Source organism: Pseudomonas sp. RIT623 (assembly GCF_004519305.1).
GTDB lineage: Bacteria > Pseudomonadota > Gammaproteobacteria > Pseudomonadales > Pseudomonadaceae > Aquipseudomonas.
Genome location: NZ_SOZA01000005.1, coordinates 163,615 through 185,949 on the forward strand (window position 1 = coordinate 163,615; position 22,335 = coordinate 185,949).

Here is a 22,335-nt window from a genome sequence, read left to right on the forward strand (position 1 = left end):
GTTCTGGGGGATCACACGGAGTGAACAGCGATCAGTTCAACGCACACCTGCCTGGCGCAGGGCCGCTGGCTGGAAGTCGGCCTTGCTGGCACTGAAGCCGAAGTTGTACGCGCTCTTTTCTTCGTTCTTCATGCCCAGTGCCAGGTAACGGCCCGATTGCAGGTCGTAGATGGCTTCCAGGGTGTACCACGGTACCTGCACGTTGTAGTACGGCTGGGCGTGGGCTTCCGATACGCGCCACAGCTGGTTGCGACCATCGTACTGGTCGATCACCGCAGCCTGCCAGGTGTCCTCGTCGATGTAGAAGTCACGCTTGGCATAGATGTGCCGCTGGCCTGGCTTCAGGGTCGCGACCACATGCCACACGCGGCGCAGCTCGTAACGCGCCAGGTCCTGGTTGATGTGCCCGGCCTTGATGATGTCGGCGTACTTGAGCTTCGGATCATCCAGCTTGTAGGCGTTGGAGGCAATGTACATCTCCTTCTTGCCTTCGAGCTTCCAGTCGTAGCGGTCCGGTGCGCCGTTGTACATGTCCAGGTTGTCGGAGGTACGCAGGCCGTCGGCAGCGGTACCCGGGCCGTCATAGGACACCTGCGGCGCCTGGCGTACACGACGCTGGCCGGCGTTGTAGATCCACGCCTTGCGCGGCTCCTTGACCTGGTCGAGGGTCTCGTGGACCAGCAGTACGGTACCGGCCAGGCGCGCCGGCGCGGTCACTTCCTGCTTGAAGTAGAACAGGATGTTGCCGGGGTTGGCCGGGTCGTAGTCCTTCATCTTGTCGCGGAAGACGAACTGGTCCTGGAAGTACACCAGGCTATAGGAGCCGTTCTGCTGCGGGGTGGCCTGGGTGACCAGGCGGGTCACGCTGCCGCCACGGTAGCGGGTGATGTGGTTCCAGATCACTTCCAGGCCGTCCTTGGGAATCGGGAACGGAATGGCGGTGCGGAAGTTCTCCAGGCCGTTGCCACCGGCGACCAGGGTGGTCCTGGTGGCGTTTTCCTTGACCGCCGCGAACACGTCGTCCGGCACGGTGGCACCGCGGTGGGTCTTGTACACGGGGAGCTTGTAGCTGTCCGGGTAGCGCTTGAGCATGGCTAGCTGGCCAGGCGAGAGCTTGTCCTTGTACTGCTCGGCGTTCTGCGCGGTGATGGTGAACAGCGGCTTTTCACTGCCATAAGGGTCGGACAGGAAGCCCTTGCTGTCGGCACTGCCGGCGCTCTTGGACAGCGGCTCCCACGGGCCGATGGAGCCATCGGCGTTACCGGCCTTCTCCGCGCCCATCGGCGTGAGCGACGCGCCCAGCTTGGCCGCCTCGTCGGCGGAAACCGCAGCCATGACGCTGGTCGCCAGCAGGGACATGCCCAATACCCCGGCTTGCAGCAGACGTGTGGTCATTTTCATTCTGTTGTCGTCCTGGATCAGAGTTCTTAGAAGTTCACGCCGAAGCTGAGGGCGACGAAGTCGCGATCATCCACGGTGGTGTACTTGCCATCGAAGAAGTTGGTGTACGACAGGCTCGCCGTGTAGGTGTTCTGGTACTCGGCGTCCAGCCCCAGGCTGACCGCCTTGCGCCCTTCCTCGAAGTTGCCGCCAGGGCCCGGCGAGTAGCCATCGACGTCATGGGACCAGGCCACGCTTGGGCGCAGGTTCACGCCGGCGAAGACGTTGTTGTAGTCCCAGATGGCGCGTACGCGATAACCCCAGGAGTCGGAGGTGGTGAAACCGTCGTTTTCGCAGTAGCGCGAAAGGTTGTTCTGCGGGGCGCCGGCCAGCGTGGTGGCGTTGAGGCTCTGGCAACGACCGCCAGGCAGCGGGCCAGGCCCGTAGACCGGGTCACGGCCGTAACGCATCTTGGAGGTGCTTTCCAGCCCGCCCACGTGGGTCCAGCCGACCTCGCCGACCATGGTCAGACGCTCGGCGCCCATGACCTGGTCGAAGAAGTGGGTGAACGTGGTTTGCAACTGGGTGATTTCCTTGCGCCGGTAGCCAGGCTGGTCGGTGTCCGGGATGCCCTTGAGCACCGAGGCGTTGGGGTCGAGCGGGGTCAGGCCCGAATACAGGATATCGGTGGTGTTCAGCTGCACCGGTGCGTTCGGCCGATAGCTGATTTCGCCGCTCCAGGCCGTGCCGGTGGGCAGGGTGGTGGAGAAGCTCAGGCCATACAGGCGAATGTCCTCCGGGTACTCGACGTAGTAGCTGGAGTTACCGGCCACATACAGGGGCATGAGTTGCTGCAGCAGGGCCGGGTTGGTGGCGGCGCCGGCCGGCACCCCGGCACGGACTAGCGCGCCAGCCAGGTTGGCTGGGTTGTAGAAGCGGGCCGCGGCGCCACGGCCACTGAAGATCGGCGCGCGGCTGTGGTAGTTCATGAAGTAACCGCCGAACTCGGTGTTCAGGGGTTCGTACATGTAGCGCAGCGCCAAGCCGAACTGGCCACTGTCGCGGGCATCACGGTCCGGGCCACGACGCACGATCACGCCTTCGTCCGGCGAGCCCCAGCTGACGCCCTGCCCCTGCAAGGCACGCATGGTCGGCCCCGCCAGGGCTCCCAGGCGTCCGGCCACGGCAGACTGCTTGGCCAGCACTGCCAGGTTGTTGTCGCAACCATCGGCGATCACGTCTGGCTGCGAGAAGAAGGTGCCGCAGTTGTCGACGACGGTCTGGTCCCACTCGACCTGGTAGAAACCTTCGGCGGTCAGGTTGTCGGTCAGGCTTTGCGACAGGTAGAACATGTTGACCGGGATCAGGCCTTCCTTGATCTCCGCGCCCGGACGACGGAATGCCGAGACATCGATGGGGTTGATGGAGTTGATGCCGCCACCGATGAAGGTACTTTCGCCCCAGCTCACCACCTGCTTGCCGAAGCGCACGGTGCCTGGCAGATCGGCGATGGAGTAGTTGTGATAGACAAAGGCGTCGAGGATCTGGGCGCCCGAGGACTTCGCGCCCTCCTTGCGGTTGGAGTCGCTGATGTCCTTGAACTCGCGACCTTCGTCCTTGAGTTCGAAGTCATACCAGTACTTGCCGCGGACGAACACGCCGGTGTCGCCGTACTTGAGCTCGAGGTCGTGGATACCCTTGAAGATCTTCGAGAAGGTCTCGCCCTTCTTGAAGTTCAGGTGGCCGTCGTCGGAGGTCTGCGACAGCCCCCTGCCGCCGTTGTTGGCCCCGATGAGGTTCTTGTTGGGGTTGGCCGTCGACCAGCTGGCGCCGATGGAGAGCGACGAGTCGAACTGGCCTTCGATTTCACCGATGTTGAAGCTGACCGCGAAAGCTGGACTTGCGAGCGTGGAAGCGAGGCTGACGGCCAGGGGCAGACGTGCCCGGCGCCAGAACGGGTTTGCAGATGTCATCGACGCTACTCCATGTACTTTTTTGTTATGGCAGTGAGTCCTTTCAGAAACGGCTTGAGCGCCTGGTTGACGCAGGCTCCTGCCCAAGGCACCACGCACAGGATGCGCGGTACCCTCCCCCATTCCTGAAAATCCCCTGACCCGACTATAGCCAGCGGTCACAGGTGCTTGATCCCTCTAAAGTGTGATTTGCGCGCCTGGGTGAAGCCCCACCCCGATTGGCCGCCCTGCGTGCTGGCAGTGCTCAAGCATGGCTCAATTTCATCGTTTGACAAGGCGCGATCCCTCTAGCCTGCGGGTCGTACTCGCGGTAGCACGACCCGCGCAGCGGTTACAGGGTAGAGAGGAAGGCGCTGTTACTGGCTTGCCACTGGCTGATATCCAGGCGAATGCGCTTCTTGTCGAGCTTGCCGACGCTGGTCTTGGGAATTTCAGTAACAAGGGCGATCTGGCTGGGAATCGCCCACTTGTTGATATGACCCTGTTCGACAAAAGGCTTGAGGTGTTCCTTGAGCGCCCGGGCATCGATGTTCATGCCGTCACGCGCCACCAGCAGGGCAAAGGGCCGCTCGCCCCATTGCGGGTCGGGCACGCCGACCACCGCCACTTCGCGCACCGCCGGGTGGCGGCTGATCAGGTCCTCGAGGTCGAGCGAGGAAATCCACTCACCGCCCGTCTTGATCACGTCCTTGATGCGATCGCGAATGTCGATGTAGCCCATGCCGTCGAGGGTGGCGACGTCACCGGTGTGCAACCAGCCGCCCTGCCAGAGTTCCTCGCCCTTCTCCGGCTCGCGGAAGTAGCCCATGGTCAGCCAGGGCGCACGCAGCACCAGTTCGCCTTGGGTTTCGCCATCGGCGGGGAGGAAATTGCCATTGCCGTCGACGATGGCAGCCTCGACCAGTGGCACCGGCACGCCGGCCTTGATCCGGTAGCTGGTGCGTTCATCCTCGCTGCCCGCCTGTAGCTCGTCGTTCAAGTGCGCGGCACTGATCAGCGGGCAGGTTTCCGACATGCCGTAGGCGGCGGTGAGCTGGATGCCCCGGGCCAGCGCTGCCTGGTACAAGGCGCGGTTGAGCGCGCTGCCACCGATGATGATCTTCCAGCCACCGAAATCCTGGCCGGCCGCCGACGGGCAATTGAGCAGCATCTGCAGGATGGTCGGCACGCAGTGGGAGAAGGTGACCTTTTCCTCGCGCCACAGCTTGATCAGCATGTCCGGCTCGTAGCGCCCAGGGTAGACCTGCTTGATCCCCATCATGGTCGCCGCGTAGGGGATGCCCCAGGCGTGCACGTGGAACATCGGCGTGATCGGCATGTAGACGTCGTTGCTGCTCAGCAGCCTCACGCTGTCCAAACTGCCCAGTACCGATGTTTCGGCCAGGGTGTGCAGCACCAGTTGGCGATGGGTGAAGTAAACCCCCTTGGGATTTCCGGTGGTGCCGGTGGTGTAGAAGGTGGTAGCCACCGAATTTTCATCGAAGTCGGGGAAATCGTAGCGCGGGCTGGCGGCGGCCAGCAGCTGCTCGTACTCGCCCACCAGGTTCGGCAGGTCGGCGGATTTGTCCGGGCCGTCGGTCAGCAGCAGGGTCTTGTCGACCGTGGTCAACTGGCCGGCGATCGCTTGGTAGAGCCCGATGAAATCACTGTTGACCAGCACGAAGCGGTCTTCGGCGTGGTTCATGGTGTAGAGAATCTGTTCGGGCGACAGGCGCACGTTGATGGTGTGCACCACGGCGCCGATCATCGGAATGGCGAACATGCACTCCAGGTAGCGGTGGCTGTCCCAGTCCATCACCGCCACGGTGTCTCCCGCCTTGACGCCGGCTTCGGTCAGCACGTTGGCCAAGCGGGCGATACGCTCGCTCAACTGCGGATAGGTCAGGCGGATCTGGTCGCGGTAGACGATCTCGCGGGTCTTCTCGTAGCGGCTGCCGGACATCAACAGGCGCTTGATCAGCAGCGGGTACTGGTAGGCGCCCTCGGCGGGCTTGATGATGCGCGTCTGCAACATGGGTATCCCTTTTCTTCAAAGCGGGCAGGACAGTTCAGAGATCAACTGTAGTTCGGTGACGCACCGGTCAAATCAGCCGAAGGAATGATTTGTGCCGTGCAGGTATGAGCGCAGGCGCTACCGTTGACGAGCGGCGGCGCCGGGCCGGACACTGCGCCGACCCCATCCTGCCCTGCCACCGGAGCCCCTGATGTCCAGCCCACGTCGCGCCGTGTTTCTCGATCACCAGTCACTGGACCTGGGTGACCTCGACCTTTCGCCCTTGCATGCCCAGTTCGACACGTTGCAACTGCATGCCACGACCCGCCCGGAGCAGGTCGCCGAACGCCTGCAAGGTGCCGTGGCCGTCATCAGCAACAAAGTGATGCTCGATGCCGCCACGCTGGCCGCCAACCCGCAACTCAAGCTGATCCTGGTGGCCGCCACCGGCACCAACAATGTCGACCTGGCCGCCGCCCGAGCCCAGGGCATCACCGTGAGCAACTGCCAGGGCTACGGCACGCCATCGGTGGCCCAGCACACCCTGGCCCTGCTGCTGGCCCTGGCCACGCGCCTGTGCGACTACGACCAGGCGGTGAAGGCCGGGCAATGGGCCAAGGCCAGCCAGTTCTGTCTGCTGGATTTCCCTATTGTCGAATTGGAGGGCAAGACCCTCGGCCTGCTCGGCCATGGCGAACTGGGCGGCGCGGTGGCGCGCCTGGCCGAGGCCTTCGGCATGCGCGTGCTGAGCGGGCAGATCCCCGGCCGGCCACCCCGGGCCGATCGCCTGCCACTGCACGAATTGCTGCCACAGGTCGATGCCCTGACCCTGCACTGCCCGCTAAACGAGCAGACCCGGCACATGATCGGTGCCCGCGAGCTGGCGCTGCTCAAGCCCGGCGCGCTGGTGGTCAACACCGCCCGCGGCGGGTTGATCGACGAACAGGCCCTGGCCGACACCCTGCGCAGCGGCCACCTGGGGGGCGCCGCCAGCGATGTGCTAAGCGTCGAACCGCCGGTCAACGGCAACCCGCTGCTGGCGGCGGATATCCCCCGCCTGATCATCACCCCGCACAGTGCCTGGGGCGCGGTGGAGTCGCGCCAGCGCATCGTCGGCCAGCTGGCCGAGAACGCCCAGGCCTACTTCGCCGGGCATCCGCGGCGCGTGGTCGGCTGACCCGCCTCTGGTACACTGCGCCACTTTTTCAGGAGGCGTCGTCCATGGACCCGCGCAGTGAAGTGTTGCTCCGCCAGGCAGAGCTGTTCCAAGGCCCGCTGCTGGTCGCCGGCGCCCAGGCCGATGGCCTGCTCGGCCAGTTGCCAGGGGCCCACGGCTGGACCTGGCATGCCGGCGACCAGGCCGTGCTCGAGAGCCGCTTCGCCGGGCGCAGCCACTACGGTGTCGAAGTGCCCGAGGTAGCCTTCGACGCCGCCGTGCTGTTCCTGCCCAAGTCACGCGAGCTGGCGGCCTACCTGCTCAACGCCCTGGCCTCGCGCCTTGCCGGGCGCACGCTGTACCTGGTGGGGGAGAAACGCGGTGGCGTCGAGGGCGCGGCCAAGCAATTGCAGGCCTTCGGCCGGCCGCGCAAGCTCGACAGCGCCCGCCACTGCCAACTATGGCAGGTGACCGTGGACAACGCGCCCGAAGCCAAGCCTCTGGAAAGCCTGGCCGAACGCTTCGAACTGCCGCTCGAAGATGGCCCTCTGCAGGTGATCAGCCTGCCCGGCGTGTTCAGCCACGGGCGCCTGGACAAGGGCACCGCCCTGCTCCTGGAGCACCTCGACGGCCTGCCGAGCGGCCATGTCCTGGACTTCGGCTGTGGTGCCGGGGTGCTCGGGGCCACGATCAAGCGTCGCTATCCGCAAAGCCAGGTCACCTTGCTCGATGTCGACGCCTTCGCGGTCGCGGCCAGTCGCCTGACCCTGGCCGCCAATGGTCTGGAAGGCGAGGTGATCAGCGGTGACGGGATCGATGCGGCCCCCAGCGACCTGGATGTAATCCTGAGCAATCCGCCGTTCCATACCGGTGTACATACCGACTATCACGCCTCGGAAAACCTGCTGAAAAAATCCAGGGAACATCTGCGAAAAGGCGGTGAAATCCGCTTGGTAGCCAACAGCTTCCTTCGTTACCAGCCGCTCATCGAAGGCGCCCTGGGCAACTGTGAGATCCGTGCCGAAGCACAAGGTTTTCGCATCTACCGCGCAACACATGGATAAAAACAGGGCTTGCCGAAAGCGATTCGCCTAGGCAGAATCCGCTCCGTCCTAGGGGAGTAGTCTCCCGCGAGCACCCTGCTCGCCCGGCACGCGTCAACACACTTGGCCCACAGGCCATGGCGCGTGCGACCCACGATCTGCGCAGACAGGTCCAGGGTTTGACAAGACCTATGACACGCACACCTTACCCGGGGCGGGGAGGTCGTACGTGTCATAGCCGTGTCGACCCGCCCCCGTAGGAATCCTGATGCTGGAATCATTGCTCGTCCCTACCGCGATCGTCGCGCTTGCCGAAATCGGCGACAAGACGCAATTGCTCGCGCTCATCCTTGCCGCTCGCTTTCGCAAGCCCTGGCCGATCATTGCCGGGATCGTCGCCGCGACGTTGGCCAACCATGCCGCCGCTGGCGCGGTCGGCGCCTGGGTCAGCAGCTTCTTCACCGAGTCGGTACTGCACTGGATCCTCGCCGCGAGCTTCACCGCCACCGCGCTGTGGACCCTGGTGCCAGACAAGATGGACGATGACGAAACCAGCAACGCGCGCCGCTTCGGGCCGTTCGTGACCACGCTGATCGCGTTCTTCCTGGCGGAGATCGGTGACAAGACCCAGGTGGCCACGGTGATGCTGGCGGCGCAGTACCCGCACCTGATCATGGTGATCATCGGCACGACGCTGGGCATGCTGATCGCCAACGTGCCGGTGGTGCTGGCTGGCAACTTCGCGGCGGAAAAACTGCCGCTGACGCTGATCCGTCGCCTGGCGGCGACCGCGTTCTTCGTGCTGGCCGTGGTCGCGGTGTATTCGGCGATGAAGACCAGTGGCTGGATAGGCTGAAGACCCTGTAGGAGCCAGCCTTGCTGGCGAACCAGACAGCGCGGTGCCTAGCACCGGCTTTGCCGGTGTTCGCCGGCAAGCCGGCTCCTACAGGGGGCCCGGTGAATTACTTCTTGGCGGCTTGATACAGCGGCATCACCTTAGGAATCGCCGCCTGCAACGAGGCGATACGGCTGCTCGAGGCCGGGTGGGTGCTCATGAACTCGGGCGGCGCGCCTTCGGACGCCTTGCTCATCTTGTTCCACAGGGTAATCGCGGCGTTCGGGTCGTAGCCGGCGCGAGCCGACAGCTCCAGGCCGATCAGGTCGGCCTCGTTCTCGTTGGCGCGGCTGTTGGGCAGGGTCATGGCGTAGTTCACCACTGTGTCGGCCATGGCCATGCTGTCCTGGCCCAGGCCGAAGATGGCACCAGCGCCCTGACGGGCCATTTGCACGCCGTAGGCCTTGGACATGGCTTCACGGCTGTGCTCGCGCAGGGCGTGGGCGATCTCGTGGCCGACCACGGCGGCGATCTCGGCGTCGGTCAGTTGCAACTGATCGATCAGGCCGGTGTAGACGATGATCTTGCCACCCGGGCCGCAGTTGGCGTTGAGCTCATCGCTCTTGATCACATTGACCTCCCAGTTCCACTGCGCGGCATCCGGCCGGAACTGTGGCGCCTGGGCGATCAGGCGCTTGGCGATGGCCTGCACGCGCTTGGCGTCGTTGCTGCTCTTGTCCAGCACGCCCTTGCTCGACGCTTCGCCGAGGGTCTGCTGGTACGACTGGGCGTACATCTGGTTGACCTCGTCGGTCGACAGCATGCTGAACATGTACTGCTGGCGCTGAACGCCCACGGCACCACCACTGGTGGTATTGACCGCCTGGCAGCCGCCCAGCAGGACACCGGCAGTCAGCAGGCTGACAACGAATGACTTACGCATGAAAACACTCCCTTTTTACGTGCCGCGTATCCTAGGCCCAGTCGCCCGCCCCTGCCAGAGCCGCAGGGAAGATTTCTCGCCGTCGCCTCATGCTTTGGTATTAGCCCGCCGATAACCCTGGATAACGACCTCCTTGCGCGCGGAGCTTTGCCATGAAGTTCAAGTCGATCCAGTTTTCCGTGGCCGCCCTGGCCGGTGCCATCGTGCTGAGCATTGTCGCGGCACTGGTGCTGTACGCGGTGTATGCCGGGCAACGAACCCAGGCACTGGTGCAACAACGTACCCAGCAGCAGTTCGAGAACGTCATCGAGCAGCGCCTGGCGGCTCTGGCCCGCACCCAGGTCAGCGAGATCCAGCGCGGCCTGGAAGCGCCGCTGGCGATCGCCCGCGGCCTGGCCACCGGCAACGCGATGATCGGCATGCAGGGGGCCGATGGCCAGCCACTGATGCGCGTCGACCGCGAACACCTGATCAACCAGCTCAAGCGCACCGTGCAGGCCAATCCGAGCGTGCTCGGCGCCTACCTGGGCTGGGAACCGAACGCCCTCGACCACGCCGATGCGCGCTACGTCGGCAGCAACCTGGTGGGCATCGACAGCGCCAGCGGGCGCTTCCTGCCCTGGTGGTTCCGCAACGCCGACGGCAGCCTCGGCCAGGACAAGCTGGCCGATGTCGACGACCGCACGGTGCTGGCCACCGGCGTGCGCGCCAGTGAGTACTACCTGTGCCCGAAAGAGTCGAAAAAAGCCTGCGTGATCGACCCCGCTCCCTACAAGGTGGGCGACAAGATGGTCATGCTCGCCTCGTTCGTCGAACCGATCATGATCGACGGCCAATTCCAGGGCATGGCCGGCGCCGACCTGTCGGTGAACTTCATCCAGGACCTGCTCAACACCGCAGATCGCCAGCTGTACGACGGCGCCGGCGAGCTGGCCCTGGTCTCGAGCAACGGTCGCCTGGTGGCCTACACCCGCGACCCGGCCAAGTTCGGCGAGAAGGCCAGCGACGTGCTGGACAGCGAGGAAGCCGCCACCCTCAACACCCTGAGCGGCGAGCAACTGCACTACGAAGTGGACGCCAGCAAGGACCGCATCGAACTGTACCTGCCCTTCAAGGTCGCCAGCACCGATGCGCGCTGGACCCTGTTGCTGGAGCTGCCGCTGAGCACGGTCATGGCCGACGTCAATCAGTTGCAGCAGGATCTGGCTGACCAACGCCGCACCGATATCACCGGCATGACCCTGGTCGGCCTGGCCATCGCCGCCGTCGGCCTGCTGGTAATCTGGCTGCTGGCCCTGGGCATCGCCCGCCCGCTCAAGCAGATGGTCGCCATGCTCGACGACATCGCCCAGGGCGAGGGCGACCTGACCCGCCGCCTGCAAAGCGACCGCGCCGACGAACTGGGCGCCATCGCCAGCGGCTTCAACACCTTCCTGGCCAAGCTGCAGGCGATGATCAGCCAGGTGGTCAGCTCGGTGCAGAAAGTCAGCGACTCGTCCGAGCATACCGCCGACATCGCCATCCGCACCAACCAGGGCGTGCACAAGCAAATGGCCGAGATCGACCAGGTGGCCACCGCCGTGCATGAGATGACCGCCACGGCCCAGGATGTGGCGCGCAACGCCACCCAGGCGGCCCAGGCCGCCAGCGAGGCCGACCGCGCGGCCAACCAGGGCCTGGACATCGTCCGCGATACCTCCAGCGCCATCAGCGCCCTGGCCAGCGAGATCGGCCGGGCGGTGACCGTGGTCCAGGACCTGGCCCGCGACAGCGAGAACATCAACGCCATCCTGGTGGCCATCCGCGCCATTGCCGAGCAGACCAACCTGCTGGCGCTCAACGCCGCCATCGAAGCAGCCCGCGCCGGAGAACAGGGCCGCGGCTTCGCCGTGGTCGCCGATGAGGTACGCAACCTGGCGCAGAAGACCCAGCAGGCCACCGAAGAAATCCAGCAGATGATCCAGCAGTTGCAGCAAGGCACCCGCGAAGTGGTCAAGGTGATGGAGGATAGCCAGGGCAAGACCGACGACAGCGTGCTGCAGGCCAGCCGCGCCGCCGAGGCGCTGGAGAGCATCACCCAGGCGGTGTCGGTGATCAACGACATGAACACCCAGATCGCCAGCGCCGCCGAAGAGCAGAGCGCCGTGGCCGAGGACATCAACCGCAATGTGATCAACATCGGCCAGGTGGCCGGCGAGGTCGCCGGCGGCGCCGACGAGTCGAGCCAGGCCAGCGCCGAGCTGACCAAGCTGGCGGAGCAGCAGCGGCGCTTGATCAATCAGTTCAGGGTGTAGACCTGCACACGCGCCCCTGTAGGAGCGGCCTTGCCGAGGCGTCGGACCGGCCGGAAAGGGGCGCGAAGCGGCTCCAGGGTTTGAGCGTTGACGCAAAGATCGCCGGGGCCGCCATGCGGCCCTTTCGCGGCATAAGGCCGCTCCTACAGGGGTAGCGTCCGTCGTCTAGGCAGGCGTCAGGCACTCCGGCCCATTGAGCTGCGGGTCGTTGACGAAATACGCCAGCGCCCGCTCGCGCAAGGCCGACGGCGGCTTGGCCAACAACTCGTGCAATCTCGCCATCGGTGTTTCAGGATCCAGCCACAGCGCCTGCTCGGCCTCGTCCAGGATCAGCGGCCGACGCTGGTTCATCGCCGCCTGGGTCACCACCGCGCAGCTCAGCCAGGCCTGCTCCTGCACCGGATAGACTTCCCACAATGCCGCGAAGAACAGCGACGCGCCCTCCCCCGGCGTCACCCAGTACGGGCGCTTGCGCGCCGTGCCCCGCCATTCGTAAAAACCATTGGCTGGCATCAGGCAGCGCCGCTGGCGCAGTGGCTCGCGGAACATAGGTTGTTCGGCGACGGTTTCGGCGCGGGCCTGGGCGGGGGTGCGGGACAGGTCGGTCAACCACGCTGGGGTCAACCCCCAGCGGGCGCTGGCCAGCTGCAACTGGCCGTCGAGCTGGCGCTGGATCAGCACCGAGGCACCGGGCGAGATGTTCCATTGGGCCTGCTGGCCCACCGGGAAACCGGGCAGCCCGGCAAAGGCCTGGGACCAGCGAAACAGGGCGTAGCGTCCACACATGGGCGAATTCAAAACCTAGCAGATCAGGGTTCCGGGATAACTCTCCGGTTCGTCGCCGGCAAGTGGCTGGGCAGCATTGTACGCATCGATCAACTGTCGTGCGTATTCGGCCTGCTCATCGGCCACCGCCAGGCCCAGCAAGCCCTGGATCGGCAGCTCGCCCATGGCGCCCATCAGATCACGCCCGACCAGGTGCGCCGCGATACCCTCGCTGGCCAGCATGCCCATCAACATCTGCGCCTCCAGCAGGCTTTCCGGCTCATAGATCCGTTGCATCAGTCGTTCTCACCGTAGACATCCAGCATCCACTCCTGGCCATGCACCTGCAGCACGAAGCGGATAGGCTTGCAGCACACCTGACAGTCCTCGATGTACTCCTGATCGCCCCCGGACAGGTCCACCGTGGTTTCGATTCGCTCGCCACAATAGGGGCAATCGTAGATCGCAGTTTCCAGCATCGCGGCCTCCGGGGTGACTTGTGCGTATAATTGCCGGTCTGTTTACAGGGCCTGTGTGTGTCCGAGCCGTTTTTCGGAGCCCGCCCCTACCTTATTACCCTAGCCGTTTCCAACAAGAGAGCATGATGGGCGAATTCGATGCCATCCGACCGTACGACGACGCTGAGGTCCCTGCCGTTCTGGCACGGCTGCTCAGCGACCCGGCATTCCTCGATATCCTCACCCACTTCCGCTTCCCGCGCGCGGCGGGCGCCTTCGGCTGGCTGCTCAAACCGCTGATCGCCCGACGTCTGCGCCAGGAGTTCGCCGGGGTTACCTGCGTCTCCACCCTGCAGGACAAGGTCGAGTACTACGTCGACCGCACCATCGACCGCGCCACCGACGGCGTGACCTACACCGGCGTCGAGCAGCTCAAGGCCGGTACCGCCTATCTGTTCCTGGCCAACCACCGCGACATCGTGATGGACCCGGCGTTCGTCAACTACGCGGTGTACCACGCAGGCCTGCCGACGCCGCGCATCGCCATCGGCGACAACCTGCTGCAAAAGCCGTTCGTCAGCGACATGATGCGCCTGAACAAGAGCTTCATCGTCCACCGCTCGATCAGCGGCCGCCGCGAGAAGCTGGCCGCCTACCAGTTGCTGTCGGCCTATATCAACCACTCGATCCGCCACGATTGCGTGTCGATCTGGATTGCCCAGGCCGAAGGCCGCGCCAAGGACGGTGACGACCGTACCGATTCGGCTATCCTCAAGATGTTCCACATGAGCCGCAAGGACGAGCCATTCGGCGCGGTGGTCCAGAGCCTTAACCTGACGCCAGTGTCGATCAGCTACGAATACGACCCCTGTGACCAAGCCAAGGCCCGCGAGCTATACATCCGCGCCACCACCGGCAGCTACACCAAGGCCCCGGGCGAGGACGACAACAGCATCGCCCAGGGCATCACCGGCTACAAAGGCCGGGTGCACATCAACTTCGCGCCACCGGTGACCGAGTACCACGAGGACACCAAGCAACTGGCACAGGCCATCGACCGCCAGATTCTCGGCGGCTACCGGCTGTTCCCGGTGCATTACCTGGCGTATGCGATGTGGGCAGAGCAAGACCCAGCCCTGGATGTGCCGAGCGCGGAGAAGATGTTCTCCGCCGATGAACTGGCCAAGGCCAAGGAAGAATGGCAACGGCGCCTGGACGCTTGCCCAGTGGAACACCAGCCGTACCTGGTGCAGCAGTATGCGACGCCGGTACGCAACCAGTATCAGGTCAAGCGCCAGCCGGCATCCGCCTGACCAGGTACGTGAAGGCACCTCGTGGGTGCGGGACAAGCCCGCGCCCACAGGCCAGCACCGGCAGCCTTCAGACCCAGGTGCTGAACCAGGACAACAGCAAGGCCATCGCCAGGCACGAGAAGCCAAGGATGTAGAAGTAGCGCGGCACGCGCTGCTCGAAGGCATCCACCATGCCGTCTTCCACCGCCAGGCCTGCACGGACCACCGCCTCGCGGCGTCGGGCACTGTGCAGCAACAACCCGCCTGGGCAAGTGATGATCAGGGCCAGCAAGTTGATCAATTTGGCCGGATGGGCGGCCAAGAAGCCCCAGAGCATTTGCAACGACATTGCGCGACCTCGGTATCACGTGCGGCAAAGCCGGGCATTCTACCCAAGGCCCAGCCCGTCACCGCGACTTTGCGACCAGCTGTCATTTAATTTCATCTGTCACACGCTCGTCATCAAGACAGGCCACCCTGTCGGCCTTCAACTGACCGGAGCTTGTCATGCTGCACGCCGAAAACCAGGACCGCCTCTACCTCGTCGCCCAGAGCGACGAACAGCAGGCGCTGATCGATGGCTTCGCCATCAATGTCCAGGATCGCCAGTGGCTGGTCTATTGCGCCCTCGGCGGGCATGCCCACGACGACCTGCCGGAAATCGATCCGCACACCGGGATCAGCCTGCTGGATTTCACCGTACTGGCCGCCTGAGCCTGCTGCGACTACAAATTGCCGAATTATCCGCGCCACAATAAAAAACCCGCTGCCTGAGCCCAGGCAGCGGGTTTTCTTTAGCGCAAAAGCCTTACTCGCCCAGTACCTGACCGACGGTCGGGTCCTTGAACAGCCGGGTCAGGGCATCGCTGAGCACATCGCTCACCAGCTTGGTGTTGGTCTCCTGGTTCGGCGCCATGCCGAAACGCTGGTCCAGCGACGCACCGTAACGGCCGCTGTAGCGACGGTTCGCGTTGGACACATCGGCACGGAAGGTGGCGCCGATGGTCGCCTCGGTCACGTACATCTTGTCCTTGGGCGACTGGTACTTGAGCTCGGCCAGGGTCACGGTCAGCTGCGGGGCGCTAGCGGCGTTGGGCGTCGGGGTGAAGCCGAGCAGGCGCACCGCGGCTTCGGCCTGGGCCTGCAGCTTGGGCACCACGTCATTGCCATTGACGGTGATGGTGCTGGTCTCGGGGTACATGCCACCGCGGGTGCCCAGCGACTGCGAAGCACGCCCATCGACCACCTTGACCACCACCGGCTGGCCATGCCCGACCGGGGCCAACTGCTGGGTGAGCTTGGGTTGCGGGCTGAGTTGTTGCGGGCTGTGGGCACAACCGGCCAGGCTCAGGCTGGCCACCGCGAACAAACCGACCAACAGACGTTGCAACATGCGCGTTTCTCCAGAAAAAGCGGCAAAGGCCCACAGTATACCTAGCGGCAAGCTTCCAGCGGCAAGCTGCAAGCAAAAGCACTTGCGCTTTTCCTTGGCGGTTGCCGCTTGTAGCTTGCAACCGCCCTTCTGTCACAATCGTTTCATGCCCCTGCGGTTATCCTCGCGTCAGCCCTCACACACAGGACTGACCATCATGGCCTCGCTCTGGACCCTGCTCTTGCACCGCCCGCGCCACGCCACTTACGCCCGCCTCGACAGCGATGGCACCTGCCTCGGTTTCAAGCAGTGCACTACAGCGCCGGGCAACGGCGCCTGGGTGCAGGTGCACGAGGCGCAACTGGCCTGGCTCGGTCGCCCGCTACCGAGCAGCGCCCGGGTTTGCGCCCGCGCAATGCAGCATTGGCAGCGACGCACCCTGTCAGCCTGATAAACGCTGCAATAAAAACCCAACAAGTACGCCCTTTCCGCCCGCGACATCGTTATAATCTCCCCCCGATTATAAGGACGTCTCCTGATCGGGCCCCGCATTCGCCGCTTGACCCCGGCACCCTCGACGCTTCGCCCACAGAGAGCCTTCCACTCAGGTCTTGCATTGGCTGTCGTGCCTGCTGTTCCCGGCCTTCCGCTTCGCATGAACCTGCGGGTTGCCATCGCGCAGTCCACTTTTGAGGTTCACGACTCCAAAAGAGCGTGAAAAAACGGTTTTTCACAACTTCACGAGAGTGTGGCGAGCAAATGAACAGTCTGGCATGTGTAAAAGCGGCAGATGTGTCCCGAACAGCCCTGAACAGACGGCAAAAGCGCTCATCCTGGATGGGAGCCTGAGGCCGGTCCATAACGCACGACGGTTCACTTGACCATAAGTCGAATTGCCGCACCTGCGGCAAACGGGGTTCAATACCTGAACACCCAAGACTGATTGGCGGTGTCCGCGGAAGTTGCAAGAACTGCGAAGAGTCGGACATGGCGATCCTGGCCACCCCAGGGATCCTATGCTGTCAATTAGGTGCTGTAGATTGTGGAGACGCGTTAATGGCGCAGAACGAATCGGTTGATGTGGTACTGGTAGGCGCGGGCATCATGAGTGCCACCCTGGCCGTACTGCTCAAGGAGCTCGACCCGACCCTCAAACTGGAGGTCGTCGAGGCGATGGACTCCGGGGCCGCGGAGAGTTCCAACCCCTGGAACAACGCCGGTACCGGCCATGCCGGCCTGTGCGAGCTGAACTATACCCCGCAGGCCGCCGATGGCAGCATCGACATCAAGAAGGCCGTGCACATCAACACCCAGTTCGAGGTTTCCCGCCAGTTCTGGGCGTACCTGAGCAAGAAGGGCAGCTTCGGCTCGGCGCGCGCGTTCATCAACCCGGTGCCGCACCTGAGCTACGTCGAGGGTGACAAGGGCGTTTCCTTCCTCAAGAAACGTTTCGAGATGCTCAAGCAGCACCACGCCTTCGCCGAGATGGAATACACCGAAGACAAGGCCGTGATGAACGACTGGATGCCGCTGATGATGCCAGGCCGTCCGGCCGACCAGCACATCGCCGCCACCCGCGTGCTCAAGGGCACCGACGTCAACTTCGGCGCCCTGACCAACAAGCTGCTCAAGCTGCTCGGCGACACGCCGGACACACAGGTCAAATACAGCAAGAAGGTCGTCGGCCTGCGCCGCAACGGCAGCGGCTGGACCGTGAGCATCAAGGACGTCAACAGCGGCGGCAGCCGTGAAGTCGACGCCCGCTTCGTCTTCCTGGGTGCCGGTGGCGCCGCCCTGCCACTGCTGCAGCTGTCCGGCATCCCGGAAAGCAAAGGCTTCGGTGGTTTCCCGGTCAGCGGCCAGTGGCTGCGTTGCGACAACCCGGAAATCGTCAAGCAACACCAGGCCAAGGTCTACAGCCAAGCCGCCGTTGGCGCGCCGCCGATGTCGGTACCGCACCTGGACACCCGCGTGGTCGATGGCAAGAAATCGCTGCTGTTCGGACCTTACGCCGGCTTTACCACCAAGTTCCTCAAGCACGGCTCGTTCATGGACCTGCCGCTTTCGGTGCGCATGGGCAACATCGGCCCGATGCTGGCCGTGGCCCGCGACAACATGGACCTGACCAAGTACCTGGTCAGCGAAGTGATGCAGTCGATGGAACAGCGCCTGGAATCCCTGCGCCGCTTCTACCCCGAGGCCAAGGCCGAGGACTGGCGCCTGGAAGTGGCTGGCCAGCGCGTGCAGATCATCAAGAAGGACCCGAAGAAAGGCGGCGTGCTGCAGTTCGGCACCGAGCTGGTCTCGGCCCAGGACGGCAGCCTGGCCGCACTGCTCGGCGCCTCGCCAGGCGCTTCGGTGACCGTTTCGATCATGCTCGAGCTGATCGAACGCTGCTTCCCCGAGCAGGCCAAGGGTGCCTGGGCCGCCAAGCTCAAGGAGATCTTCCCGGCACGCGAGAAGACCCTGGCCACCGACGCGGCCCTGTACCACAAGATCAGCGCCGACAACGATGTGGCGCTGGAACTGGTGGAGAGCAGCCCGGCCAAGCATTACGCCTGATCCGGCTGAAACGAAAAAACGCCCTTCGGGGCGTTTTTTTGTGCCTGTCTCGCCAGGCTGACCTCCCTCTTGTAGGAGCGGCCTTGTGTCGCGAAAGGGCTGCAAAGCAGCCCCGGCAATGTTACAGGAATGCTGAAATCTGGGGCCGCTTCGCGCCCCTTTCGCGGCACAAGGCCGCTCCTACAGGAGAAGCCGAAAGGTGAAATCAGCCGCGGGCGTTGTCGATGATCTCGATATACTCCGGCGCATTGCGCTGGTCGGCGATGGCCTCGACGAAGGTCTTGCCATGCTCGTCCTTGCCGTCAAGGTCGTAACCGGCCTCGACGAAGAAGCCCACATAGCGCTCGAAGTCGTCGACACGCAGGCCACGATAGGCCTTGATCAGCTTGTGATGCGACGGCGAGGTCAGGCCATCGGCCGGCTCGAACTGCAGGAAGATCTTGATGTAGTCATCGCTGATCTCATCACCAATCACTTGTTTCTTGTCTTTACGCATCGCCGACTCCAACTGGGCCATCACGGGCATTTTCAAAGGCCGGCAGTTTACCCTCGCGCAGCGACGAGCCTCAACGCGTACGTACGCTACCGGTGTGCAAGTCGGCCCAGATATGACCATTGGCATAGGTGAGGAACTGCACGTAGAGGGTCTCGTTGCGCAGCAGGTCGACGATCACCCGGTAATCGGCCAGCGGGTAGTTCAGGGTCAGGGTGCGGGTTTTGTCGTCATACACCGGCTTCTTCAGGCTCTTGCCACCCTCGCCATCGAAGTTGACCAGCACCTGGCCAATGGTCGCGCCCTTGCTCAGCGGCTTGCCTTTAAGGCGCATCTGCAACGAAGCAGTGATAGGGATCGGCTGCTGGTCGGACTGGCGCTGGGTGCCGACCACCACGCTGTAGTCGGTGACCTGCAGCAGTTGCTGGCTGGTCGGTGCCTCCTGGCGCAGGGAAAGATCGTCTGGCGGGAGAAACTGGCTGTGCAGCGGGGCGGCGGACAACGGCAGGCTCACCGCCAGCAGCAGGGGGACGATCGCACGCATGTGAGGCTCCTTGGCATGAGCAGGCACTCTACGCACAGGCCTCATCACGGGGCAAGCCCGCACCGCCGCGAAAGACGGTCAGTCAAACTGCGCGCGCATCCAGGCGTGGTACTCGGCAACCTCGGGCTCCCCTTCGCGCGGGGCCCAGTGGGCATGCTCGCCTTCGCCCAACGGGCGATAGGGCCCGGCCTTGCCTTCGAACAGCACGCTATCCTGCTCGAGCACCACCAAGCCATGGTAAGTGCCTGGCGTCAGGTCGACGCCCAGGCACTCACCGCCTGCCTGCAGTACACGCTTTTCGATTACCACGCCCTGATCATCGAAGATCAACAGCCCCAGGCGCCCCTTGAGTACGACCAACACTTCGGCCTTGTCGTCGCTCAGGTGCCGATGCGGCGCAATGTAGGTAGACGGTTGCAGGCCGACCGCCAGGCGGTGGCAAGGCTCGTGCATTTCATGGAAATTGTGGTGATGCCGGCCACGCGGACTATCGGTGGCTTTTTGCGCCAGCTCGGCGAACAACGACTGATCGAGGTAAGCGGGCTGGCGCATGCTCACAACCCCTTGACGGCGAAGATGCCGTTGGCGTTGCGCCAGTAGCCCTTGTAGTCCATGCCGTAGCCGAAGATGTAGCGGTCCACGCAGGACAGGCCGAAGTAGCTGGCTTTCAGGTCCGGGCTGGCCTTGCGGTCGTGGTCCTTGTCGATCAGCACGGCAGTGTGCACCGCACGGGCGCCGGCATGCTTGCAGAACTCGATGATCGCGCTGAGGGTGTGGCCTTCGTCGAGGATGTCATCGACGATCAGCACGTCACGGTCGATGAACGACACTTCCGGCTTGGCCTTCCAGAACAGCTCACCACCGCTGGTCTGGTTGCGGTAGCGGGTGGCATGGATGTACGAGACTTCCAGCGGGAACTGCAGGTGGGTCAACAGCTTTCCGGCGAAGATCAGGCCACCGTTCATCACGCAGAACACAACCGGGTTCTTGTCGTGCAGGTCAACGCAGATGCGTTTGCCGACCTCGGCGATGGCCACCTCGACCTCGGCTTCGTTGTACAGGCAATCAGCCTCGTGCATCACTTGACGGATATGCTCGAGATCGGCGGACATGGCGCGCTCCAGGGGGTGCATTTTGGAAAAGCGGGCAAAGGTACGCATCCGCTCGTCTCAGATCAAGCCTTTATGGACTAACGTGCACAATGACTGCACGACATCAAGGACTGAATAGATTAATCTAGCGCGGTTTTTTTGCCCGCCTCCCGGAGCCCTCCCCCTATGCCTACTCGTGAGATCCGCCATCCGCTGATCCGCCACAAGCTCGGCCTGATGCGCCGTGCCGATATCAGCACCAAGAATTTTCGCGAACTCGCCCAGGAAGTCGGTGCACTACTGACCTATGAAGCCACCCAGGACCTGCCGCTCGAAACCTACGAGATCGACGGCTGGTGCGGCAAGGTGCAAGTCGAGAAGATCGCCGGCAAGAAGATTACCGTGGTACCGATCCTGCGCGCTGGTATCGGCATGCTCGACGGCGTGCTCAGCCTGGTGCCCGGCGCCAAGGTCAGCGCCGTCGGTGTCGCCCGCAACGAGGAAACCCTCGAAGCCCACACCTACCTGGAAAAGCTCGCGCCGGACATCAACCAGCGCCTGGCCCTGATCATCGACCCGATGCTGGCCACCGGCAACTCGATGGTCGCCACCATCGACCTGCTGAAAAAAGCCGGCTGCAAGGAGATCCGCGCCATGGTCCTGGTCGCGGCCCCCGAAGGTATCGCCGTGGTGGAAAAAGCCCACCCGGACGTGCAGATCTACACCGCCTCGATCGACCAGCGCCTTAACGAACACGGCTACATCGTTCCAGGCCTGGGCGATGCCGGCGACAAGATCTTCGGCACCAAGCAGAAGGACGCCTGACCATGCAGGACGGCTTCAACGACCCGCTCTGGCGCCAGGTCGTTTCGGGCGCGCAGATGCTCTTCGTGGCATTCGGCGCGCTGGTGCTGATGCCGCTGATCACCGGCCTGGACCCTAACGTGGCGCTGTTCACCGCCGGTATCGGCACCCTGCTGTTCCAGCTGGTCACAGGCCGTCAGGTCCCGGTATTCCTGGCCTCGAGCTTTGCCTTCATCACCCCGATCATCCTTGCCAAGGGCCAGTTCGGCCTGGCCGAGACCATGGGCGGCGTGATGGCTGCTGGGTTCGTGTACACCTTCATGGGCCTGATGGTGAAGATCAAGGGCACCGGCTTCATCGACCGCATGTTGCCGCCGGTGGTGATCGGCCCGGTGATCATCTCCATCGGCCTGGCCATGGCGCCGATCGCCGCCAACATGGCGATGGGCAAGGGCGGCGACGGCGCCGCGCTGATGCCCTACAAGACCGCCATGCTGATCTCCATGCCGGCGCTGCTGACCACGCTGATCGTCGCCGTGTTCGGCAAGGGTATCTTCCGCCTGGTGCCGATCATCGCTGGCGTGCTGGTGGGCTTCGCCCTGTCGTTCGCCTTCGGCGTGGTCGATACCGCCAAGATCGCCGCCGCGCCCTGGCTCGAGGTGCCCAATTTCACCGCGCCAGCGTTCAACTGGCAGGCCATCCTGTTCATCGTCCCGGTCGCCCTGGCACCGGCGATCGAGCATATCGGCGGAGTGATCGCGGTGGGCAGCGTGACCGGACGCGACTACCTGAAGAAGCCGGGCCTGCACCGCACCTTGCTGGGCGACGGCCTGGCGACCACAGCCGCCGGCCTGTTCGGCGGGCCGCCCAACACCACCTACGCCGAAGTGACCGGCGCGGTGATGCTGACCAAGAACTACAACCCGAAGATCATGACCTGGGCGGCGATCTTTGCCATCACCCTGGCCTTCATCGGCAAGTTCGGCGCGCTGCTGCAGAGCATCCCGGTACCGGTGATGGGCGGCATCCTGTGCCTGTTGTTCGGTTCGATCGCGGCGGTGGGCATGAACACCATGATCCGCCACAAGATCGACCTGGCCGAGGCCCGCAACCTGGTGATCGTCTCGGTGACCCTGGTGTTCGGTATCGGTGGCGTGCTGATCGGCAGCGGTGACGGCCCGGATGACTGGGGCCTGAAAGGCATCGCGCTGTGCGCGGTGGTGGCCATTGCCCTGAACCTGATCCTGCCGGGCAACGACGGCTGGAAGAACAAGAAGCTGGATGACCAGCTGCCTTGAGTCTTTCTTGACATCCTGGGGCCGCCTTGCGGCCCTTTC

23 protein-coding genes, 1 pseudogene and 1 riboswitch are annotated in these 22,335 nt (G+C 63.9%); of the genes and pseudogenes, 11 read left to right on the forward strand and 13 right to left on the reverse strand.

Annotated elements, in window-relative coordinates; all coding sequences use genetic code 11:
• Positions 1-36: 36 nt before the first annotated feature.
• The 3 genes from E3U47_RS05880 to E3U47_RS05895 all read right to left on the reverse strand — a co-directional run bounded on the left by E3U47_RS05880 (position 37) and on the right by E3U47_RS05895 (position 5,367).
• On the reverse strand, positions 37-1,401 hold the full coding sequence (locus E3U47_RS05880) for a DUF1329 domain-containing protein (RefSeq protein ID WP_134690058.1): 1,365 nt from the start codon (positions 1,399-1,401) through the stop codon (positions 37-39).
• Between the two features lie 26 nt (positions 1,402-1,427).
• Positions 1,428-3,353 carry a DUF1302 domain-containing protein gene (locus E3U47_RS05885; RefSeq protein ID WP_134690059.1) on the reverse strand — a complete coding sequence of 642 codons (1,926 nt, stop codon included), beginning with the start codon at positions 3,351-3,353 and terminating at the stop codon, positions 1,428-1,430.
• Positions 3,354-3,684: 331 nt separating this feature from the next.
• A complete protein-coding gene (locus E3U47_RS05895) occupies positions 3,685-5,367 on the reverse strand; it encodes a fatty acid--CoA ligase (RefSeq protein WP_134690060.1) in 1,683 nt (560 codons plus the stop codon).
• 190 nt (positions 5,368-5,557) lie between these two features.
• Between E3U47_RS05895 and E3U47_RS05900 the strand changes: the two genes are divergently transcribed.
• The 3 genes from E3U47_RS05900 to E3U47_RS05910 all read left to right on the forward strand — a co-directional run bounded on the left by E3U47_RS05900 (position 5,558) and on the right by E3U47_RS05910 (position 8,401).
• Positions 5,558-6,523, forward strand: coding sequence for a 2-hydroxyacid dehydrogenase (locus E3U47_RS05900; protein ID WP_134690061.1), 966 nt, complete (start codon positions 5,558-5,560; stop codon positions 6,521-6,523).
• Positions 6,524-6,567: 44 nt separating this feature from the next.
• On the forward strand, positions 6,568-7,566 hold the full coding sequence (locus tag E3U47_RS05905) for a class I SAM-dependent methyltransferase (protein WP_134690062.1): 999 nt from the start codon (positions 6,568-6,570) through the stop codon (positions 7,564-7,566).
• 39 nt (positions 7,567-7,605) lie between these two features.
• A riboswitch (yybP-ykoY riboswitch) is annotated at positions 7,606-7,725 on the forward strand.
• A 91-nt stretch (positions 7,726-7,816) separates the two neighbouring features.
• The gene (locus E3U47_RS05910) at positions 7,817-8,401 is read left to right on the forward strand and encodes a TMEM165/GDT1 family protein (RefSeq protein ID WP_177414205.1); all 585 of its coding nucleotides are present in this window, start codon (positions 7,817-7,819) and stop codon (positions 8,399-8,401) included.
• Positions 8,402-8,507: 106 nt separating this feature from the next.
• Here the strand turns inward: E3U47_RS05910 and E3U47_RS05915 are convergent, their stop codons facing one another.
• Entirely contained in the window at positions 8,508-9,323 is an 816-nt protein-coding gene (locus E3U47_RS05915) for a M48 family metallopeptidase (protein WP_134690064.1), read from the reverse strand.
• Positions 9,324-10,558: 1,235 nt separating this feature from the next.
• Between E3U47_RS05915 and E3U47_RS25430 the strand changes: the two are divergent.
• Positions 10,559-10,762, forward strand: a pseudogene (locus E3U47_RS25430) (HAMP domain-containing protein); the annotation flags it as partial.
• Between the two features lie 111 nt (positions 10,763-10,873).
• Positions 10,874-11,617, forward strand: a complete 744-nt coding sequence (locus tag E3U47_RS25435) for a methyl-accepting chemotaxis protein (RefSeq protein WP_372239484.1) — start codon at positions 10,874-10,876, stop codon at positions 11,615-11,617.
• Positions 11,618-11,782: 165 nt separating this feature from the next.
• Here E3U47_RS25435 and E3U47_RS05925 read toward each other — a convergent pair whose 3' ends face one another.
• Genes E3U47_RS05925 through E3U47_RS05935 form a run of 3 tightly spaced genes read right to left on the reverse strand, consistent with a single transcriptional unit; the run spans position 11,783 to position 12,861 of the window.
• Positions 11,783-12,403 carry an SOS response-associated peptidase gene (locus tag E3U47_RS05925; RefSeq protein WP_134690066.1) on the reverse strand — a complete coding sequence of 207 codons (621 nt, stop codon included), beginning with the start codon at positions 12,401-12,403 and terminating at the stop codon, positions 11,783-11,785.
• Between the two features lie 15 nt (positions 12,404-12,418).
• Positions 12,419-12,679: a putative signal transducing protein gene (locus E3U47_RS05930; RefSeq protein WP_134690067.1), complete on the reverse strand. Its 261-nt coding sequence runs from the start codon at positions 12,677-12,679 to the stop codon at positions 12,419-12,421.
• Positions 12,679-12,861 (reverse strand): CPXCG motif-containing cysteine-rich protein, encoded by a 183-nt coding sequence (locus tag E3U47_RS05935; protein WP_134690068.1) that lies wholly within the window; start codon positions 12,859-12,861, stop codon positions 12,679-12,681. The genes E3U47_RS05930 and E3U47_RS05935 overlap by 1 nt, the downstream gene beginning before the upstream one ends.
• Positions 12,862-12,986: 125 nt before the next feature.
• On the opposite strand from E3U47_RS05935, the gene E3U47_RS05940 reads away from it, so the two are divergent.
• Positions 12,987-14,153, forward strand: a complete 1,167-nt coding sequence (locus E3U47_RS05940) for a 1-acyl-sn-glycerol-3-phosphate acyltransferase (protein WP_134690069.1) — start codon at positions 12,987-12,989, stop codon at positions 14,151-14,153.
• A 67-nt stretch (positions 14,154-14,220) separates the two neighbouring features.
• Here the strand turns inward: E3U47_RS05940 and E3U47_RS05945 are convergent, their stop codons facing one another.
• Entirely contained in the window at positions 14,221-14,481 is a 261-nt protein-coding gene (locus tag E3U47_RS05945; protein ID WP_134690070.1) for a hypothetical protein, read from the reverse strand.
• Positions 14,482-14,639: 158 nt separating this feature from the next.
• Here E3U47_RS05945 and E3U47_RS05950 point away from each other — a divergent pair, with 158 nt between their 5' ends.
• Positions 14,640-14,846: a hypothetical protein gene (locus E3U47_RS05950; protein WP_134690071.1), complete on the forward strand. Its 207-nt coding sequence runs from the start codon at positions 14,640-14,642 to the stop codon at positions 14,844-14,846.
• Positions 14,847-14,940: 94 nt separating this feature from the next.
• Here the strand turns inward: E3U47_RS05950 and E3U47_RS05955 are convergent, their stop codons facing one another.
• Positions 14,941-15,525 carry a YajG family lipoprotein gene (locus tag E3U47_RS05955; protein ID WP_134690072.1) on the reverse strand — a complete coding sequence of 195 codons (585 nt, stop codon included), beginning with the start codon at positions 15,523-15,525 and terminating at the stop codon, positions 14,941-14,943.
• 196 nt (positions 15,526-15,721) lie between these two features.
• Between E3U47_RS05955 and E3U47_RS05960 the strand changes: the two genes are divergently transcribed.
• Together E3U47_RS05960 and mqo are read left to right on the forward strand one after the other, a co-directional pair.
• Entirely contained in the window at positions 15,722-15,955 is a 234-nt protein-coding gene (locus E3U47_RS05960; protein WP_134690073.1) for a hypothetical protein, read from the forward strand.
• 605 nt (positions 15,956-16,560) lie between these two features.
• Positions 16,561-18,066, forward strand: a complete 1,506-nt coding sequence (gene mqo / locus E3U47_RS05965) for a malate dehydrogenase (quinone) (RefSeq protein ID WP_134690074.1) — start codon at positions 16,561-16,563, stop codon at positions 18,064-18,066.
• A gap of 205 nt (positions 18,067-18,271) precedes the next feature.
• Here the strand turns inward: mqo and E3U47_RS05970 are convergent, their stop codons facing one another.
• From E3U47_RS05970 to E3U47_RS05985, 4 genes are all read right to left on the reverse strand, one after another.
• On the reverse strand, positions 18,272-18,562 hold the full coding sequence (locus E3U47_RS05970) for a PA4642 family protein (protein ID WP_134690075.1): 291 nt from the start codon (positions 18,560-18,562) through the stop codon (positions 18,272-18,274).
• Positions 18,563-18,632: 70 nt separating this feature from the next.
• Positions 18,633-19,103, reverse strand: coding sequence for a hypothetical protein (locus E3U47_RS05975; protein WP_134690076.1), 471 nt, complete (start codon positions 19,101-19,103; stop codon positions 18,633-18,635).
• A 78-nt stretch (positions 19,104-19,181) separates the two neighbouring features.
• Positions 19,182-19,655, reverse strand: a complete 474-nt coding sequence (locus E3U47_RS05980) for a WbuC family cupin fold metalloprotein (RefSeq protein ID WP_134690077.1) — start codon at positions 19,653-19,655, stop codon at positions 19,182-19,184.
• Positions 19,656-19,657: 2 nt separating this feature from the next.
• On the reverse strand, positions 19,658-20,215 hold the full coding sequence (locus E3U47_RS05985; RefSeq protein WP_134690078.1) for a hypoxanthine-guanine phosphoribosyltransferase: 558 nt from the start codon (positions 20,213-20,215) through the stop codon (positions 19,658-19,660).
• 165 nt (positions 20,216-20,380) lie between these two features.
• Here E3U47_RS05985 and upp point away from each other — a divergent pair, with 165 nt between their 5' ends.
• Both upp and E3U47_RS05995 read left to right on the forward strand, forming a co-directional pair.
• Positions 20,381-21,019 (forward strand): uracil phosphoribosyltransferase, encoded by a 639-nt coding sequence (gene upp / locus E3U47_RS05990; RefSeq protein WP_134690079.1) that lies wholly within the window; start codon positions 20,381-20,383, stop codon positions 21,017-21,019.
• Between the two features lie 2 nt (positions 21,020-21,021).
• Positions 21,022-22,296, forward strand: a complete 1,275-nt coding sequence (locus tag E3U47_RS05995; protein ID WP_134690080.1) for a uracil-xanthine permease family protein — start codon at positions 21,022-21,024, stop codon at positions 22,294-22,296.
• Positions 22,297-22,335 lie beyond the last annotated feature (39 nt).